This window comes from Prochlorococcus sp. MIT2309 (genome assembly GCF_059772305.1).
The window spans coordinates 1577366-1593740 of the sequence record NZ_CM186282.1; the positions used below are offsets into that span (position 1 = coordinate 1577366).

The following is a 16375-nucleotide window of genomic DNA, read 5'->3' on the forward strand; positions in this document are numbered from 1 at the left end:
GTAAAAAATTTTTTTCTACGCTTTCTGTTTCTGAAAGCATTGATTGCAAAGACCAAAAAACTCGAGTGTGTGAAACAAGAGCTCAAAATCTTTTGTATTGCTTTTTGGAAAATTTATGTTTTTAACTGGGCATACTTTCAGTTGAGTGGTTTTCCCACAGTCAACGCAAGTAATATGGTGGATATCTCTATTAACAGGAGCATAAAGTACTTCGCCAGTTGGAAGATGCCTAGATCTAACCAATCCCTTTTTTATGAGGGTTTGCAAGTTCCTATAAACAGTAGCTAAACCCATGGATAATTCTTTTTTATATAGTGATCTGTGCAAGTCTTGGCCACTCATTTCATCTTGACATTTACTTAGTTCCTCAAGAATATGATTTTGACGGATAGAAATATCATTTTGACTTTTGATCATGGATTTATGCACAGTTTGAGCTTTTTACCTGACCATAGTTGCTTATTTGTTTAATGTCTGTTTTTAGAGAAAGCTGGTGGCTTTTGCCACTTATTGTTACTTTTTTCACTGGCATACTTTGTCCTGCTGCAGGCACCATATTAATAACGCAAAGAAGACTTTTGCAGGTTAATTTAATCTCTCATTCAGTTTTGCCTGGATTGGCTTTTGCCATTGCTCTTGGCTTTGACCCTGCCTTAGGAGGTGTTTTGAGTGGTTTAACCGGAGCCTTAATCGCCGAGAAACTGGCCTTTCGCAATAATGAAAATTTTGAGGCAGTTATTAATACTGTTCTTTCAGGTTCCCTGGGACTGGGAGTTCTTTTGATTCCACTTTTAGGAATCAGAGTTGACCTTGAGGGCATACTTTTTGGAGATCTCTTAACGGCTAATTTTGAGGATCTTTTTAGAACTTTGATAGCATTTTTTATTTTTACAACCTTTTTATTTTATGCCTATAAAAAATTGATATACATTGGCCTTGATCCAGAGGGAGCAATTGCAAATGGCATCCAAGTAGGTGCGTTGAGATTAGTTTTAGGCTTTTCAACTACCTTAATAATAGTTAGTTCTATTTCTACAGTTGGTGTGATTATTGTGATTGGATTGCTTTCTGCGCCTAGCATATTTGGGCTATCAAATTCGCGAAGTCTAGCAATTGCTATGTTGCGTTCAGCGATTGTAGGAGTATTAATAGCACTTCTGGGTTTTATGAGTGCAATCTTTTTTAATCTTTCTCCTGGACCACTAATTGGAATTTTTTGTGTTTTATCCTTATTTCTTATTACAAAGAAGTAATTAAAATTTTGAAATTTTAATTACTTCCATTACATTTTTTATCCATAAATTATTAATCATTTTTATGAGTTGCGCAGGGCATCCAAAAATTACCCATTTTATGAACACCCATACAACCTAATTTTTTTGCTTCTTCTTCTGCGATTTCTTTTGTTGGGAAAGCATAAATATTTTCTTTTGATGGCATCAAATATTTGTCAAGATTTTGATTGAGAGTTGTTCCATCTGGACTCCATACTTTTAAACCCATTGTTGTGAATCCCGCTGAAAAAATTCCCATACCGACAATGGATGCGTTAATGACACCCATTCCAACAACTCCAAGCGAGGCAACTCCCATTGGCACAATTCCTATAGTAATTATTCCCATAGGTACTACCCCAATAGAAATAAATCCGAGAGGTGCTATTCCAATAGCAATTTTTTTTGGTTTTCCTCCGCAGTGTGTGGGAGAGGGGGAGGGGTTATTAAATTGATTCAATGCTTGAGCTCTCAATTTTTATTTGTGATTATGAGTATGAATAGGCTGATGCTTGTTGCAAGGCATCCATTGCTCACCCATTTTGTGTGCCCCAATGCAATTGAAACGTGGAGCAGCTTTTTCAGCTTGCTGCTTAGTTTCAAAAAGAACAGGGACACCTCCTCTTTTATTCTGATAAGGAGAGCAACCCCATAGAATTAAAGTAATCAAGAAAAAAGATGATAAAAAATTTTTTTCAGGCAATGTTTTAATGTTTTTTTATAGATTAGCCCCATTTTTACACTTAGCATTAATTGATGTCAGGTTCATCTTCTAAATCAAATATAAGAATAAAAATTATTTTTTTTCATCAACATTTTCTTTGAAATCCTCAAGGTATTGAAGAAAATTCTTTCTTTGATCTTTTGACATTTTCCAAATTAATGAGTAAAGCAACTCAACTTTTCTTGGAATTTTACAACTAGGGGAATTATTCATTGTTGAAAAATTCATACTAATTAGTGTTCATTAACATTACTAATTTAAAAATATCTTAAAGTCATGAGTGTATTGACTTGAGTATTTACTACTTTAAATTAATTTCCTGAAAAATAATATTAAGTTCTAGCTTAGTTGTAAATACTTAGTTTGATAACCAAGTAATTTCCCTTATTGTATTTTTGCTTTAAATTATCTATAAATAAAAAAGGAGTCAAAAAACTTTCTCAACTTGTGATTTTAGTGATTGACTCTCAGGGGATTAATTCGCTTATCTCCTTACTATTAACTTGAAAATGCCATGAAGAAAACACTTAAATGGTTTGAAACTTTGTTAAGCTCAATGGGGAACGCATTTTTTCATCCCTACAGAGATAATGCACCACCTCATATGGATCCTATCCCATTCAAGGATGATCCTTGCAAAAAGGGTTTGTTCAACTATTAATTCTTCCAGTAATTTCTTAACCCGGTTAATTAACTACTCAATAGCTGATTTTTATTAAAATGAATTGAGGGGGGATACTTTTTTTTAATTTTTAACAAATAACAAAGGAATGTGTTAATCAAGGATTTAAAATTTACTCCTTGAGAAACAAATCTAGGAGTAAGGTTTTTTTAGACTATTCATCTTTTGATCAAAATTAGGTTCAACCTTCTTGATAAACTGCCCATTCATCATTGTCTTTATGAATCTCAGAAAGCGAGGCAAAAGCTATCACTGAATTATCTTTTCTCTTTATGGATATTTCTTTTCCACCTAAGTACGGCTCCGAAATTGTTGACATTGACTTATCGGCTTCTTCTCGGTCCTTTGGGGAGAGTGTTTCCAGAGCTTTTGACCAAATTTCATCATCTGAGGCTAAAGCTTTAACTTGGAATTTACTTGGCCTTAGATCATCTTTCAAGATAATAGGTATGCGGAGAATCAATTTTACATAATAACGAAAAATGAAATTTTCGAAAAATAATAACCACTAAATTATTAATGTTATTTGTATTGAATAATGAAAAGATATCTAAGACAGGATATGCGGTAGGTCAACTAAAATACTTTATTTACTTGCCGCCCAAAGGGAGAACGCATAATAATAGACCTGATTGTCTTGGAATCAACATTTTATTGGCTCTTTTTGGGCTAAATAACACTTGCATTAACCATTAAAGGATTTATCCTGGTAATCAATTATACATAACAGATTGTCTGACAAGCGATCAACTAAATTTCAATTGCCTTGGGACTTGACTGGCAGTAAGAAGTCAAGGAAGCAGTGCTGGGTAATTAAAAAAGGGAAAGAACAAATAACTTTCTGTAAGATAAAAAATGAAAACAGGGTGTTTTCTCTCCAGAAAGACAATGAGAGATCTTTAACTATTGAGTCTCTTCAAGCTAGAGAAATCTACAAGCGTTTGATTGAGAACGGATATAAGCTTCAAAAATAGTTATTAATAAATTGAATTTGATAGAATAAATAATTTTATTTAGAAGAGTCCTCTTGGAATTATATTTTTCTATTAATGCTTTTCGCCTTGATCATATTCTTTTTTCAATAGCTAAGCATACTTGCAACTCTTAAAGTCTAATCCTAGCTGTAAATACTTAGTTAATTTGCAAAAATTTACTAGAAAGTGACATATTTTTCTCCCTATTCTAAAAAATGCATCCCCAATATCTGGAGGCTTAGCTTATTACCAAAAGATTCAGTTTAAAAGTTCTCTTCAATGATTTTATTTCCAACTAAATAATAAAAGGCATTTTGGGAATTTTATTTCTAAAAATAATGGAGTTAATTTAATGATCGAAACAACACCAATATATATAAGCCCAAAAGGGGGTTCTATTGTTTGTTTCAGAACTCCTACAAGGAGAGTTCTTCAGTCTTGCTCTTTCAAACATTGTATATACACCAGAGACTTATATAAGGCTAAAGATAAACTTGACTCTATCGAATCTTCACATAATGATCATGAAAATTTTTTAAAAGATGTTGTTGAGCAGCGTAAATCAACTCTTAAGTGGAATCAAGATAGCGAATTATCTGCTATTGATAAAACAAGAATTATCTCAAGGCTGGCCCATGCTGAATTGGCTAAGTGCGATATCTAATGCAATAGCAGACTGGAAATCTGAGTTGTGATTTGAAATGTCTAAAATATTTTTTAATATGAACTAAAATTTAAGCAAATTATATGTTTTAGATGTCTTAATATTATTTTTTATTAGTTATTGACAAATCAATACTGCTTTATCAATTGCGAAAATTATATTTTTAATTATGATTCTATTTCATTTAATTATACTGTAAAAGTAATTAAAAAAAATAGCTGATTTTTAACTCAAATAACAAGATCTGGGAATTATCTTAATATAGTTTTTTTGACAAATACAATATGTGAAATTCTTTAAAATAATGTGCAAGATCTTTTATATCAGACATCATATAAGTGAACATTAATAAATTGGCAACTTGAACCTAGCGCGAGTACAAAAAACACTTGGCCCTGGAATTTTATTAGCTGGAGCTTGCATTGGTGGTTCTCATTTAATGTCATCTACGCAGGCGGGTGCGAAATTTGGCTTTTCATTATTAGGCCTTATTTTAATTACTAATTTATTTAAATACCCATTCCTTTTGGTTGGGACGAGGTTTACTGCATCAACAGGTCTTTCTTTACTTGAGGGATTCAAGGCAAGAAATTCTGCATATTTGCCTATTTATCTTTTTGTAAGTCTTTTTACTGGGACTTTTACTATCGCGGCTGTGAGCTTTGTTAGTGGTATTTTGCTCACGAACATTCCAAGTCTCTCTAATTACCCCTCGATGGATTTGTCTATTGGGGTTTTAGTAGTAAGCGGATTCATTTTGTTGTTTGGTAGATATCGGGCGCTAGACCTGATTTCAAAGATCCTTGTTTCTTTGTTAACTGCCTTGACTTGTTTTGCTGTAATTTCTCTTGTTTTAAAAGGGCAATTGTCTGAAATAGATGCGAGTTGGTTCAATTCTGATTCAAAACCTTATACCTTTGAAAATTTGTCTTTCTTAATTCCACTAATGGGATGGATGCCGGGACCAGTGGAACTGTGTGTTTGGCCATCACTTTGGATGTTCTCAAAATCAAAAGTGACCAAGTATGTCCCCAGTAAAAATGAGGCCGAATTTGATTTTAACTTGGGATATTTAGTAACTGTAATTACTGCTTTTTTCTTTTTGACACTAGGAGCATTGACTATGTATGGAAGTGGTGATGCAATGCTTTCTGGTGGAGGTGTCTCGTTTGCTCAAAATTTAATTAGGCTATATGAGGAGGCCATGGGTACATGGGCTAAATGGATCATTGTCCCAGCCTCATTCGCTGCGATGTTTAGTACAACATTAACTTGCCTTGATGCATATCCGAGAAGCATTTCTGCCATACAGGGCCTGCTAAGTAATTCTGATTTAGGACGATTGGGGTCTTCCGGAGAGCAAAAACGTTTTGAGTTTTGGATTGTATTGCATGTTTTTGCTGCTTTGCTTGCACTTCTCTTTGCCCGATCGGGCGGAATTAGCGTAAAGGACTTTGTTTTTGGAGCAATGACTGGAAGTTTTCTGTCGGCACCAATATTTGCGTGGATGGCAATTGACACAATGAATAGTCCATTGGTTCCAAGGAAATTTAGATATGGAGTAATCATGCGATGGTTATCTTGGGGAGGCTTGATTTTTTTAAGTGGCTTCAGTCTTTTGTTTATTGCAAATTCTTTTTTAGGGCTTGGAAAAATTGCCTGATATTTTTGAAGAATCAACTATTTTTTACACACGAAAATCTATCCGATAAGCCTGAATTAATCGTAAATGAGTATAAATATCTAAAGACAAAATTCGGTAGCGGTTGCTACATTTTTAGAACGTTCGTCTCTGCGCGAGATGCATGCTTAGGCAACATGGAACGGGGTTGCCATCCTGGAGGAATGCTATGAACAAGCTTCCATTAATTCGCTCCAAGATTCAAAAAGCTGAGCGACTTCACCGTGCACAACTAATATCTACCAGTTGTGGCAGTCATTACCACGATCAGTCAACCTTAAACGCGCATAGTGCAGATAGAAAGCACAAGGCGCGACTTGTTCATGAAGCTCAGTTAATGGCTTTTTAGTTATTTTTCACCAAGCCAAAAGAGTAATAAATTCTCGTACGGTAAGAAAATGTTCTATTTGATACATTCTTCCAAAAAAGGTTCACAATGAACCTCCTCGTTTGATTTCTATTCGATTATGTAATTGTTAATACTTTTTTGTTTTGAAAAATCGATTTTCAAGGCTTCTCGTAGCACTTATAGCTGTACCAGCTTTCCATTTTTTAACCTCAACACTTTTGCCAGCTCATGCAGGTGAGGGAATATCACCTGCAGACAATGTGTTGATTCTGACCTCTTCTGCCCTTGTTCTACTCATGACACCAGGGCTCGCGTTCTTTTACGGGGGGTTTACTCAAGCTAGAAATGTTTTGAACACTATGGCTATGAGTTTTGTGATGATGGGAATCGCAACAATAATCTGGGTACTTTTCGGGTTCAGTCTAGCTTTTTCAGATGGCGGCTCATTTCAAAATATTATTGGAAATCCATTTACGTATTCACGTCTAGAAAATCTTCCTGATCAATGGGATGGTTTGCAAATACCAAGTCTGAGCTTTGCTTTATTTCAAGGAATGTTTGCAATCATAACTCCTGCTTTAATTTCAGGCGCATTGGTTGAAAGAATTAGTTTTAAGTTTTGGTGTCTATTTACTCCCATCTGGATAATTGCAGTTTATTCCCCTCTTGCTCATATGGTTTGGGGGAATGGCTTACTTGGTAAAGATTTAGATTTTGCTGGAGGAACTGTTGTTCACATTAGTTCTGGTGTTTCTGCTCTTGTTTTAGCTGGTTTGGTTGGTTCCAGATGTGCTTGGCCAAATGGCATCAAGCCTCCTCATGATGTAACCCAAATTCTTCTTGGTACTGGTCTGCTTTGGTTCGGATGGTTTGGTTTTAATGGTGGGAGTCAGTTAACTGTTTCAGGAGCCGAAATCCCATTTACAACAACACATATTTCAGCTTCTGCGGGACTAGTGATGTGGGGATTAGTGGAGTGGTACATGTCTGGAAAGGCTACTGCTGTTGGTATGGCTACAGGTGCTGTGGCTGGATTGGTGGGAGTTACTCCAGCCGCAGGGTTTGTCACGCCTTTTAGTGGTTTGGTTATAGGCCTGATAACTTCTTTGTTTTGTTTCTTTTCAGTGCAGTTAAAAGTTCGCCTCAAATTTGATGATTCTCTAGATACATTTGCAGTTCATGGTGTTGGAGGGACTGTTGGTGCAATTCTTACAGGGATTTTTGCAAGCCCAAGTTTGATTTCCTCTCATCCTGCTGGCCAAGTTTTTATCGAACAGGGAAGAATTGGCTTAATAGGTGGACAAATACAGGCTGTTCTTGTTGCCTATGGTGTTGCAGCTTTTGGAACGTTCCTCATCGCGCTAAGCTTGCAGGCTCTGGGTTGCAAATTTAGAGTTAATCCCATTGAAGAAGAAAGAGGCCTTGACATAACTGAGCATGGAGAAGAGGCCTATGCAGAAGAAACTGGATCGCCGAGTATTAGTTGAAATTAATTTCAAAAATTAAAAACTTAATTTTGAGAAAAATATGAACTCTCTTGAGAAAGCAGCTCGCACAATAACAGTAGTACTTGTTATATTTCTTAACAGTTAATTTCAAAGTTATGACCCCTGAGTCAGAAAGATTTAATGGTTGGGCAGCAATGCTCGGTTTTGTAGCCCTTTTTGGTGCCTATGCAACTACAGGTCAAGTTATACCTGGTGTTTTCTAATGTCTTTTTTAAGTTACTTCTTAAGAGCTGATCTAGATGATTTATTAGACGAAGACGTCTTCTTTAATTATTGCGATTATTCTTCCCTAAATGAAGACACAGACTGGAACTAATTTTTTCTTTTGATCCATTCTTAAATAATTGAAACCACAAAGTCACTTGTTTTGGCTTTGTGGTTTTTTTTTTGATTTTTAGTATCGTCCCCACTCGGTATCTTCTAGTAAATCTGAATATCCCTCTGCAATGTAGGGATGGTGAACTTTGTATAACTCAGTTATTTGATTGATAGCATTTCCTGTCTCAGGAAGCTTTTGAAACCATTCTTTAAAGATTGAAGTCATAAATAAATCTTTCTCTAATCAAAAACTAATAAAAAAAATACCTACGGTCAACCAAAATTTCGTTAATTAAAATTATAGATAAAAAGGGCGACGCATTTTTTTTAAGTTGTATTTCAATAAAAAACTACCAAGTTCTATAAATTAGTCTTCCTAATAACTCTCTTAATGCACGAGAACTCTTTTCAAGACTACTTGCATTGGGAAAATAATCGTAAGGATTATTAAACTGAATTCTATTAATATTTTTAGTTTTAAAGTCCACAGGAAATGGCAAAACGTCCAATCCCTCTCGCTCAAAAATTTTTTTCGCTCTTTTCATATGAAATGCGCTTGTTACAAGCAAAATTTTTGGATTTCTGAATTTATTTTTAAGTAATTTTGAGATTTCTCTGGCCTCTTCTGCAGTATTTTTTACGTTATCTGTCACTATTAGTGAACTTCTTGGGATACCAAGTAGTAATGCTTCTTTTTTATTTGTCAAGCCTTCATTTTCAAGCAAGGGATTTAATGGTGTATCACCTCCTGTAAAAATTAATATTGACGATTTTCGAGATTTAAACAATTTTATTCCCGCAATGAATCTGTCTGGATCATTCCATTCATTTATATTTGATTCCCCAGGGACCTGGTGGCGCATCCCACCACTTAAAACAACAATTGCATCTGCATTAGGCGCTTGAGATGCATGTATGCGCTGCCAAGGATGCTCGACTAATCTCCATAAATAATCTGCAACTACTCCAAGACTAAACAAAGTAAGAATTATTAAAGGTACTAAATTAGAAAATTTTAATTTTCGTTTAAACTTTGATTTAAGAATTAATAAAATTAGGCAGAAACCAAGTGGCAATATTAAAAGAGGAATTAATTTACTAAGAGTAAATATGACCATAAAAGTATTTTGGTTGAAAGAAAAAAAATTGTTCTTAAATTAATTAATTAGGTCTTTTTATGCAATAAAAAATAATTTATTGTTTAATCTCAATATTTTATAACAGAATCAACTGGATAATTAAAGTTTTCCTTACCTTTTAAATCCTGTAATTCAACTACTACAGATAACCCTAAGATTTCTTTTTTGTTTTCAGATAAAATTTGAGCCACACACTTTGCTGTTCCACCAGTAGCGAGCAAATCGTCAACAATCACAAAGGAGCAATATCTCTCAAGCGCATTTTTTTGAATTGATAGAGAATTAGTTCCATATTCAAGTTCATAAGTCTTTTTTATTAATTCTCCAGGCAATTTTCCTGGCTTTCTTGCAACCAGCATTGGCTTATTTAATTTCATTGATATGGCAGATCCAAAAATAAAACCTCTTGCATCAATGGAAATAATTGCCTCAGAATCTTTGAATAAATTACTCGATGACATTTCATCTACAAGATCATGAAAAACTTTTGGATTTTCTAATATGGGCAATAAATCTCTGAAAACAATTCCTGCTTTTGGAAAGTCAGGATATTTTTTTATTATTTGATCAAGTTTAGTTTGCATCATTTTCCGATATAATTGATTGTAGTTATTTTCACTATATTGTATTCGGAATCAGAAGAACGTTTTCATATTGGTATTTTATGTGCAATGCCTGAGGAGATCGGTTGTACACTTCAACACATAAAAAATAAACAATACTCCTATTATGGTGACTTAAGAATTTGCTCAGGAGAATGGGAAGGTGGCGGCAAAAATTCCAAAAATATTGTTTTGAGTGTTGCTTGGAGTGGTTGGGGTAAGGTTAGTGCTTCAAGAGCTGCGACAAGATTATTAGGGACCTTATATGACGGGTTAAAAGTTCGACTATTAATTTTTACCGGAGTCGCTGGAGGAGTTGCTCATGACCTTAAGCAATGGGATCTGATCTTGACATCCCAAGCAGTTCAGCATGATATGGATGCTCGTCCTATGTATGAGGAATTTGTAATTCCAGCCTTAAATTCTTCCATTTTAAGTGCCCCTAATGTTTGGGTTGATTGGGCTTTTAAAACCCTCCAAGATAGTAAAAAGCAGGGGGATCTTCACGAATTCGGTGATATTAGAAAATGTTTAGTGGCAACTGGTGATAGTTTTATTTCTGACAAGTCTGTTATTAAATCTCTTGTAGAAAAATTGCCTGACTTAGGAGCGGTGGAAATGGAGGGTGCTGCTGTTGCACAAGTTGCTGAACAAGAAAAAATCCCCTGGATAATTCTTAGAGTTATTTCTGATAGTGCTGATGACTCTGCAGCTGAAGAATTTTCAAAATTTCTGGTTCATTATGAAAAAATTTCATGGAAATTAATAGAAAATCTATTAAAGAATTTCAATTTTTAACCAAAATGATGTTCAAATTACATATCAATAACTGTTACTCATATATTTTATGATAATTAAAAAATCTCATCCGCAATTCAAGAAAATATTCAAATCTTTTGTTTTCAGGATTCTTGCTAATAAAATAAGACTTAAAATAAGAATCTTAATGTTAAAAAATAAAGGAAAGATTACTATTTTAAATTTTCATAGAATATCTCAAGATGATGGGAGTACATATAAACCATTAGATCCTTCGCTGTTCAAGAGTCTTCTAGATTTTTTATCTTCTCATTATCAGATAACAAGCTTTTCTGAGATTTATTCTTCAATAAATAATAAAAGTTCAACTCTGCCTAAATTAATTTTATCTTTTGATGATGGGTATAAAGACTTTATTGAAATAGCTCATCCAATTCTCTGCAAATACAATATAAGAGCTAATCAAAATATAATACCTTATTGTGTTGACAATAATCGTCCTCCTATCAATGTTGCTTTGCAAGACTATATTGGTAAGAATAAAAAGTCGAAATGGGAAAATCTTATTATACCTGGATATAATATAAAAAAAATAAAAAATATTTATAATATCGGATTTGAATTATCTAAATATATTAAAAATAAGAAAATGCAAGAGCAAAATGATATAGAGAAAATTATCATTAATCAAATCGGCGAAGATTTATATAAATATTCTTCGCCCATGATGAGTGTTGAAGATATAAAATCTATATTTGATTTTTATGATTGGGGAATACATTCTTATTATCATTCAAATATGGATATTGAATCAGATTATTTTTTTGAGAATGATCTAAAGAAATGTATTAATTGGTATCATTCTAATTTTCTCGAACGACCATATATATATGCTTTTCCCAATAATTCATATAATTCTAATCAATTAAGAATTTTAAAGGAATCGGGATTTAAACATATCCTTTTAGTAGATAATAAATTTTCTAACTCAAAAAATATAGTTCATAGCCGTTTTGGTTTTGATGCAAATACTTTTAGTGAGGCAAAAGTAAAAGCTACAGGGTTCATAAGAGGGATTTAAGAATATCATGTTGATTTTTGAATATAAATCCCAAATAATTTTAATTTCAAATAAATATTAGTACTTGCATTTTTTCTGAGCCGACTTTTTATGGATATAATTCCTTCTTATGCTATGCCGGATAAAGAAAATTCTCCATGCGGTTGGCTAACCGATCCTTCAGGCGAAATCATGATTCTTTTTATAAAAGATCCAATGTCATATAAGGATCATAAGAAATTCTATGTGGATAAATGGAGTGCAAAAGAGGGCAAACGAAGTACTTTCAAAAATAGGAAAATACTTACCGAGCTTGAGGCTTTTCAATTTTGGGACTGCCTTATTCTTAATGGATGGGAGAAACTTTATGCATGTAAGCAAAATGCAGCTTAATTATTTATAACTTCTTCAAGGATTTTTATGAATTTATTTGTAATCATAGTTATATTTTCTTGGGTAAAATGAATGGGAAGACGAAGGTCAAAAACCTCTGAAAGGTTCTTCTTTGTATTAGGTAATTCTTGATTTTTATCAGGAAGGAAATTCCAGTTCTCATAAAGTCTTGCGTTCGTATTATTTTTACCACCAAAATAACTTATTGGAATTCCCTCTTGATTCAATCTTAATTTTAATTCTTCTCGTTTTTTTTCATCCAGCTTGATTCTCATCTGAGCAGAATCTCTTACAGGTCGTAAACTACTATTCTCATCACAGAATATAATAGAATTATTGACAGAAAGTTTGTCAGATAACAAGGAATAGTTATAATTAATTCTCTCAATTGTTTCCTCTATTGACTTAATTTGTGGGATTGCTATTGCTGCCGTTATATTGTTCATTCTTACATTAAAAACTGGTAGTTTATTTTTAAATCTTTCCGCAACTTCATGTCGAAATGTTGAATGAAGAAGATAATTATTTTCGTATGACCCTGACATGAATACACATTTCCAGAATATTTCTGGATCGTTGGTTACTAATAATCCACCTTCTCCAGCATTAATAACTTTATATGATTGCAATGAATATATTCCAGCAATACCAAATGTTCCTGCTTGCTTACCATTCCATTTTACCCCCAAAGCGTGTGCGGCATCCTCTATAAGTATGACTGAATATTTATCGCAAATTCTTACAACTTCATCCATATCACAGAGGTGGCCTCTCATATGGGAAAGAAGAAGAAACTTTGAATTGCTTTTGACAATTTTCTTTTCTAAATCTTCAAGATCAATAACATAATTCTCAGTAATATCTACTAACACTGGAGAAGCCCCGCACTGCATAACTGCACTAGGTACGGCAGTGAAGGTAAAAGCTGGTATAAGCACCTTTGATGTGTTGTCCACACCCAAAGATTTCAATGCAAGAAAAATTGCATTGGTAGCAGAAGAGACTCCCAATGCAAAGTTAGTGCCTGTGTAAACTTTGACCTCATCCTCAAGAATGTTTACATAGCTTTTAGTGTCCTTAAATTGGTATCTAAAAAGCTTTTTTGTATTTATAGCCTCCTGAACAGAAGAACCAACTGTTGATAGGTCTAGCTCTGCTTCCCAAGAAATTTCCTCAATTGTCATTAGTTAATTATTACTAAGTATAGAATACTTATTCTGCCCCATTTTGAGCAAAATTTGAGAAAACCTTTTTATTTATATCTCAAACTTTATGATAATTTTTCTTTATAAAATAAAAAGAAAGTAAAATTATTATCTCCAAGCATAATTATATTAAATATAAATTCAAACTTTTATTAATAAAAGTACCCTTAATGTTGAAAAATGATGACAATCAAATGTCACAATTGTATGAATTTGAATCAATCCGATTTTTCAATGATATCTTATGAGTAATCTATAAAAATTACAAATTAGAATTCCTAAATTCAAATTCATAATGGGATTCTAATTATTATTTATTTATCAGAGTTATTAAGAAATGAATTTAAATACAAATATTTATTTGACATTAGATTTTTTTAATCGAGTAAAGGAATTGGAATTATTAGGATGGACAAAAGAGGGGGCATATAAAATCTCGGAAGAATTAATCAGCAGAGACATCTTTACTCAATTTATGTATATTCATCAATGGCAAACATCCATTTCAATAACTATTTTACTATTTATTATAGTAAAGGTATCTTATAATTCAATTCTAAAAATGTCCTGCAATATTGATATTGAGCTGAATATTTCGGAAGAAAATAGGAATATAGTATATCTTCAATTATTAAATAAAATGTTAGTTTCAGTTTTTAATAAAATGAATATTATTCTTACTGAAAATACAAATAAAAATAGCAGCAATTACTCAGAAAGGAAAACCTATAAAGGAGGAAGAATATTGGAAAATAAAAGTTTAGGTTTAGATTTCTTTATTATTCATGTATTATTTTCAATGTTTTTAATGATGGAATTAATTTATAGAATCTTTGATATATTTATGATAAAAAACCCGTCCAACCTGAGACTCAAGCAAAGTTAAATGTAATTTTTTGCAGTGGTTTTAATTGAAAAAACTAATTATTTATTAGCTATTCAATACTAAAACATTCCAACTGTATGAAATAAACCAAACGAATAACCGCCGATAAGAATCCACCCCAGAACGGCTGAAATTATTGTTGATCGCCTGTTATGACGCCTAATAGCGCTTTCAATCATCTCATTAACAGTTTCTCTATCAACGAGACTGCCGCTTTTAGTTCTTGATGAAGTAGTCAACACACTGTTACCAATTGTTGCAATTCTACCTTAAGAAAGTCTTAAGTGTGGCACTGTGATGGCTTTTCCTCTGAAAAAAATCATTCTGGATTTTATTTTTCAGCTCTAAATGACCAGCCTTACTGATTAATTTCAATAAATGCCCAATATCAGATTCAAATAATCCTAGGGTGAATGGCGATGATTTGACGAAAAAGGTATTTGAATAGAACTACACCTCATGATATTACTGGCCATGATGCCGAAGTTAAGTATCAGCTTGAAAAAGAAAGCTGTGCTTGTAAGTTAATAACAATGTTTTTTCAAAATTAAATTCATGTTGGCTGATCTGGTATGGAGGTGGCAAAACTTGATCATCAAAGAAAAAATATAGGAATTTTGTTGAGATAATTAGCAGGAGAATATGGGGATTTTTATAGGATACAGGGTGCGCGGCTTTGGAAACTTTATTCTACAAATAATTTCCATTAATGATCTAGGAATAGATAAAGATATAAATCCATAATGAATAGGTGAATAGGGAAAGTAGTTGAATTACGATTTGGAGTGATATTTCGACACACGATTTTTTGATTTTTATTTAATAATAGATGATTATCTAATAAAAAAAATGTATTTTAATTTTGAGGAATCTTTTTGGGATAAAGCAATTACATGCAAAACAGATACTGATAAAATTCAATTCTTTGATGAAAATAAAGTTGCATTTTTTCTTCACAATAGCCTGGAAGAGATAGATGACATGTTTTATATTTATGCAAACATGAAAAGGCTGACAGAGAAGGATCTTGATAGTCTAATAAAAAAGGAATGGGTGGAACTGCCTGATGCTTTAAAACTCTTCGCTTTTCAATTTTGTATACTTGATGGAGAGGCCTATAAGCAAATAAGAAGTACTACACCCATTCTTTAATTCTTGTACGGTATCCATCAGGCACTTCAAAATATATGTTGTTAAAATTCAAATAAACATGATTGATAACTTATTTAGAAATCAAACTCTCATGACATTTTTAATTTCTGGGACATGGTTAATTCCTGCTTTTCTTTTGCAATTAAAATACCGTCAAAAACAGATAGAAGTTCAAAGGAACGTTCAAACAAAGAAAATTAGTAGATTATATCCAACACTCAATAAGACATAAAATATTTTGTATGAATTCTACAGAGTACCTAATTGATTTACTTAATAATAGTCCTTTTGATAAAGAAATACCTTCTTTAATAAGAACTTTAAATCTCGAATCGAATATTAATCTTCAAGAAGATTTCTCTTTGCTTGAAGGAGCATGGGAACTCAAATGGAGTAGTTCGAAAGTTCCTTTCTTAAATGTAAATCCAATACTTGAAAATTTACAAATTCTCGACCCCAGAAATTCTGTAGGGCTTAATTTGTTACGTCCAAAAGGATATATGTCAAATGTTGGGGCCACTGCTATTTTGGCGAAACTAAAAATAACAAGTCAAATTCGTACCGAAGTTGCCTTTATGAAAGTCGGCTTATTAGGACCTAAAATACGAAATTCTAGATTTTCATTTCTCCCTAAATTGGCTAAACCTCAACTCTCCTGGTTAGATATAAATTATTTAGATGAAAATCTTAGAATTTGTAAAGGTGGAAAAGGGACTACATTTGCTTTAACCAAGAGAAATGACATATCCCTTGGAGAGTTAGCTTTTTTATTTAAATAATTTTTATCTTTTTACAGCAATCCGTACAATCATCGATCACATCTTTTAATAAGGTTCGTGAGAATGAATCACTGAGTTGATTTTGTTTCATTTTTATGAAAAAGAATTTACCTTCAAAAATATGTCCTGTTTGTTGCCGCCCTTTTTCTTACAGAAAAAAATGGTCTCAATGTTGGTCAGATGTTAAATATTGCTCTAATCGTTGTAGGAACAAAAGAAGATAAAA

General features: G+C 32.8%; 24 protein-coding genes. 14 read left to right on the forward strand and 10 right to left on the reverse strand.

All coding sequences use genetic code 11. The features are described from left to right. Nucleotides 1-15 precede the first annotated feature (15 nt). Entirely contained in the window at nt 16-417 is a 402-nt protein-coding gene (locus AC6EJA_RS08575) for a Fur family transcriptional regulator (protein ID WP_498502242.1), read from the reverse strand. A gap of 53 nt (nt 418-470) precedes the next feature. Between AC6EJA_RS08575 and AC6EJA_RS08580 the strand changes: the two genes are divergently transcribed. Then, nucleotides 471-1253 carry a metal ABC transporter permease gene (locus AC6EJA_RS08580; protein WP_498502243.1) on the forward strand — a complete coding sequence of 261 codons (783 nt, stop codon included), beginning with the start codon at nt 471-473 and terminating at the stop codon, nt 1251-1253. Between the two features lie 52 nt (nt 1254-1305). Here AC6EJA_RS08580 and AC6EJA_RS08585 read toward each other — a convergent pair whose 3' ends face one another. From AC6EJA_RS08585 to AC6EJA_RS08595, 3 genes are all read right to left on the reverse strand, one after another. Then, nucleotides 1306-1734, reverse strand: coding sequence for a DUF3721 domain-containing protein (locus AC6EJA_RS08585; RefSeq protein ID WP_498502244.1), 429 nt, complete (start codon nt 1732-1734; stop codon nt 1306-1308). An 18-nt stretch (nt 1735-1752) separates the two neighbouring features. Further along, on the reverse strand, nt 1753-1977 hold the full coding sequence (locus tag AC6EJA_RS08590; protein ID WP_498502245.1) for a DUF3721 domain-containing protein: 225 nt from the start codon (nt 1975-1977) through the stop codon (nt 1753-1755). Between the two features lie 93 nt (nt 1978-2070). Beyond that, nucleotides 2071-2226, reverse strand: coding sequence for a hypothetical protein (locus tag AC6EJA_RS08595; RefSeq protein WP_498502246.1), 156 nt, complete (start codon nt 2224-2226; stop codon nt 2071-2073). A gap of 286 nt (nt 2227-2512) precedes the next feature. Here AC6EJA_RS08595 and AC6EJA_RS08600 point away from each other — a divergent pair, with 286 nt between their 5' ends. Continuing rightward, nucleotides 2513-2659 carry a hypothetical protein gene (locus AC6EJA_RS08600; RefSeq protein ID WP_498502247.1) on the forward strand — a complete coding sequence of 49 codons (147 nt, stop codon included), beginning with the start codon at nt 2513-2515 and terminating at the stop codon, nt 2657-2659. Nucleotides 2660-2861: 202 nt separating this feature from the next. On the opposite strand, the gene AC6EJA_RS08605 is transcribed toward AC6EJA_RS08600, so the two are convergent. Beyond that, nucleotides 2862-3119 (reverse strand): hypothetical protein, encoded by a 258-nt coding sequence (locus AC6EJA_RS08605; RefSeq protein WP_498502248.1) that lies wholly within the window; start codon nt 3117-3119, stop codon nt 2862-2864. Between the two features lie 887 nt (nt 3120-4006). On the opposite strand from AC6EJA_RS08605, the gene AC6EJA_RS08610 reads away from it, so the two are divergent. The 5 genes from AC6EJA_RS08610 to AC6EJA_RS08630 all read left to right on the forward strand — a co-directional run bounded on the left by AC6EJA_RS08610 (nt 4007) and on the right by AC6EJA_RS08630 (nt 8059). After that, nucleotides 4007-4318: a hypothetical protein gene (locus tag AC6EJA_RS08610; RefSeq protein WP_498502249.1), complete on the forward strand. Its 312-nt coding sequence runs from the start codon at nt 4007-4009 to the stop codon at nt 4316-4318. Nucleotides 4319-4679: 361 nt separating this feature from the next. Next, nucleotides 4680-5981 (forward strand): NRAMP family divalent metal transporter, encoded by a 1302-nt coding sequence (locus AC6EJA_RS08615; RefSeq protein ID WP_498502250.1) that lies wholly within the window; start codon nt 4680-4682, stop codon nt 5979-5981. Nucleotides 5982-6123: 142 nt separating this feature from the next. After that, nucleotides 6124-6348 carry a hypothetical protein gene (locus AC6EJA_RS08620; protein WP_498502251.1) on the forward strand — a complete coding sequence of 75 codons (225 nt, stop codon included), beginning with the start codon at nt 6124-6126 and terminating at the stop codon, nt 6346-6348. A gap of 143 nt (nt 6349-6491) precedes the next feature. Further along, a complete protein-coding gene (locus tag AC6EJA_RS08625) occupies nt 6492-7835 on the forward strand; it encodes an ammonium transporter (RefSeq protein ID WP_498502252.1) in 1344 nt (447 codons plus the stop codon). Nucleotides 7836-7951: 116 nt separating this feature from the next. Beyond that, nucleotides 7952-8059 (forward strand): high light inducible protein, encoded by a 108-nt coding sequence (locus AC6EJA_RS08630; protein WP_498502253.1) that lies wholly within the window; start codon nt 7952-7954, stop codon nt 8057-8059. Between the two features lie 191 nt (nt 8060-8250). Here the strand turns inward: AC6EJA_RS08630 and AC6EJA_RS08635 are convergent, their stop codons facing one another. The 3 genes from AC6EJA_RS08635 to AC6EJA_RS08645 form a co-directional block, all read right to left on the reverse strand. Further along, entirely contained in the window at nt 8251-8400 is a 150-nt protein-coding gene (locus AC6EJA_RS08635; RefSeq protein ID WP_498502254.1) for a hypothetical protein, read from the reverse strand. 124 nt (nt 8401-8524) lie between these two features. Beyond that, nucleotides 8525-9292, reverse strand: a complete 768-nt coding sequence (locus AC6EJA_RS08640; RefSeq protein ID WP_498502255.1) for a YdcF family protein — start codon at nt 9290-9292, stop codon at nt 8525-8527. Nucleotides 9293-9381: 89 nt separating this feature from the next. Then, a complete protein-coding gene (locus AC6EJA_RS08645; protein ID WP_498502256.1) occupies nt 9382-9900 on the reverse strand; it encodes an adenine phosphoribosyltransferase in 519 nt (172 codons plus the stop codon). Between the two features lie 84 nt (nt 9901-9984). Between AC6EJA_RS08645 and AC6EJA_RS08650 the strand changes: the two genes are divergently transcribed. The 3 genes from AC6EJA_RS08650 (at nt 9985) to AC6EJA_RS08660 (ending at nt 12127) form a co-directional block, all read left to right on the forward strand. Beyond that, complete coding sequence (locus tag AC6EJA_RS08650) at nt 9985-10713, forward strand: 5'-methylthioadenosine/adenosylhomocysteine nucleosidase (protein WP_498502257.1); 729 nt, start codon at nt 9985-9987, stop codon at nt 10711-10713. A gap of 148 nt (nt 10714-10861) precedes the next feature. Further along, entirely contained in the window at nt 10862-11755 is an 894-nt protein-coding gene (locus AC6EJA_RS08655; protein ID WP_498502258.1) for a polysaccharide deacetylase family protein, read from the forward strand. A gap of 90 nt (nt 11756-11845) precedes the next feature. Continuing rightward, the gene (locus tag AC6EJA_RS08660) at nt 11846-12127 is read left to right on the forward strand and encodes a DUF1651 domain-containing protein (protein ID WP_498502259.1); all 282 of its coding nucleotides are present in this window, start codon (nt 11846-11848) and stop codon (nt 12125-12127) included. On the opposite strand, the gene AC6EJA_RS08665 is transcribed toward AC6EJA_RS08660, so the two are convergent. Further along, nucleotides 12124-13311 carry a DegT/DnrJ/EryC1/StrS family aminotransferase gene (locus AC6EJA_RS08665; RefSeq protein WP_498502260.1) on the reverse strand — a complete coding sequence of 396 codons (1188 nt, stop codon included), beginning with the start codon at nt 13309-13311 and terminating at the stop codon, nt 12124-12126. The two genes, AC6EJA_RS08660 and AC6EJA_RS08665, sit on opposite strands and share 4 nt — an antisense overlap. Nucleotides 13312-13669: 358 nt before the next feature. Between AC6EJA_RS08665 and AC6EJA_RS08670 the strand changes: the two genes are divergently transcribed. Beyond that, on the forward strand, nt 13670-14218 hold the full coding sequence (locus AC6EJA_RS08670; protein ID WP_498502261.1) for a hypothetical protein: 549 nt from the start codon (nt 13670-13672) through the stop codon (nt 14216-14218). Nucleotides 14219-14277: 59 nt separating this feature from the next. Here the strand turns inward: AC6EJA_RS08670 and AC6EJA_RS08675 are convergent, their stop codons facing one another. Next, nucleotides 14278-14457, reverse strand: a complete 180-nt coding sequence (locus AC6EJA_RS08675; protein ID WP_498502262.1) for a hypothetical protein — start codon at nt 14455-14457, stop codon at nt 14278-14280. Between the two features lie 610 nt (nt 14458-15067). Here AC6EJA_RS08675 and AC6EJA_RS08680 point away from each other — a divergent pair. From AC6EJA_RS08680 to AC6EJA_RS08690, 3 genes are all read left to right on the forward strand, one after another. Next, entirely contained in the window at nt 15068-15370 is a 303-nt protein-coding gene (locus AC6EJA_RS08680) for a hypothetical protein (RefSeq protein ID WP_498502263.1), read from the forward strand. Nucleotides 15371-15612: 242 nt separating this feature from the next. After that, entirely contained in the window at nt 15613-16149 is a 537-nt protein-coding gene (locus AC6EJA_RS08685; RefSeq protein ID WP_498502264.1) for a PAP/fibrillin family protein, read from the forward strand. A 95-nt stretch (nt 16150-16244) separates the two neighbouring features. Then, complete coding sequence (locus AC6EJA_RS08690; protein ID WP_498502265.1) at nt 16245-16373, forward strand: DUF2256 domain-containing protein; 129 nt, start codon at nt 16245-16247, stop codon at nt 16371-16373. Nucleotides 16374-16375: the final 2 nt, after the last annotated feature.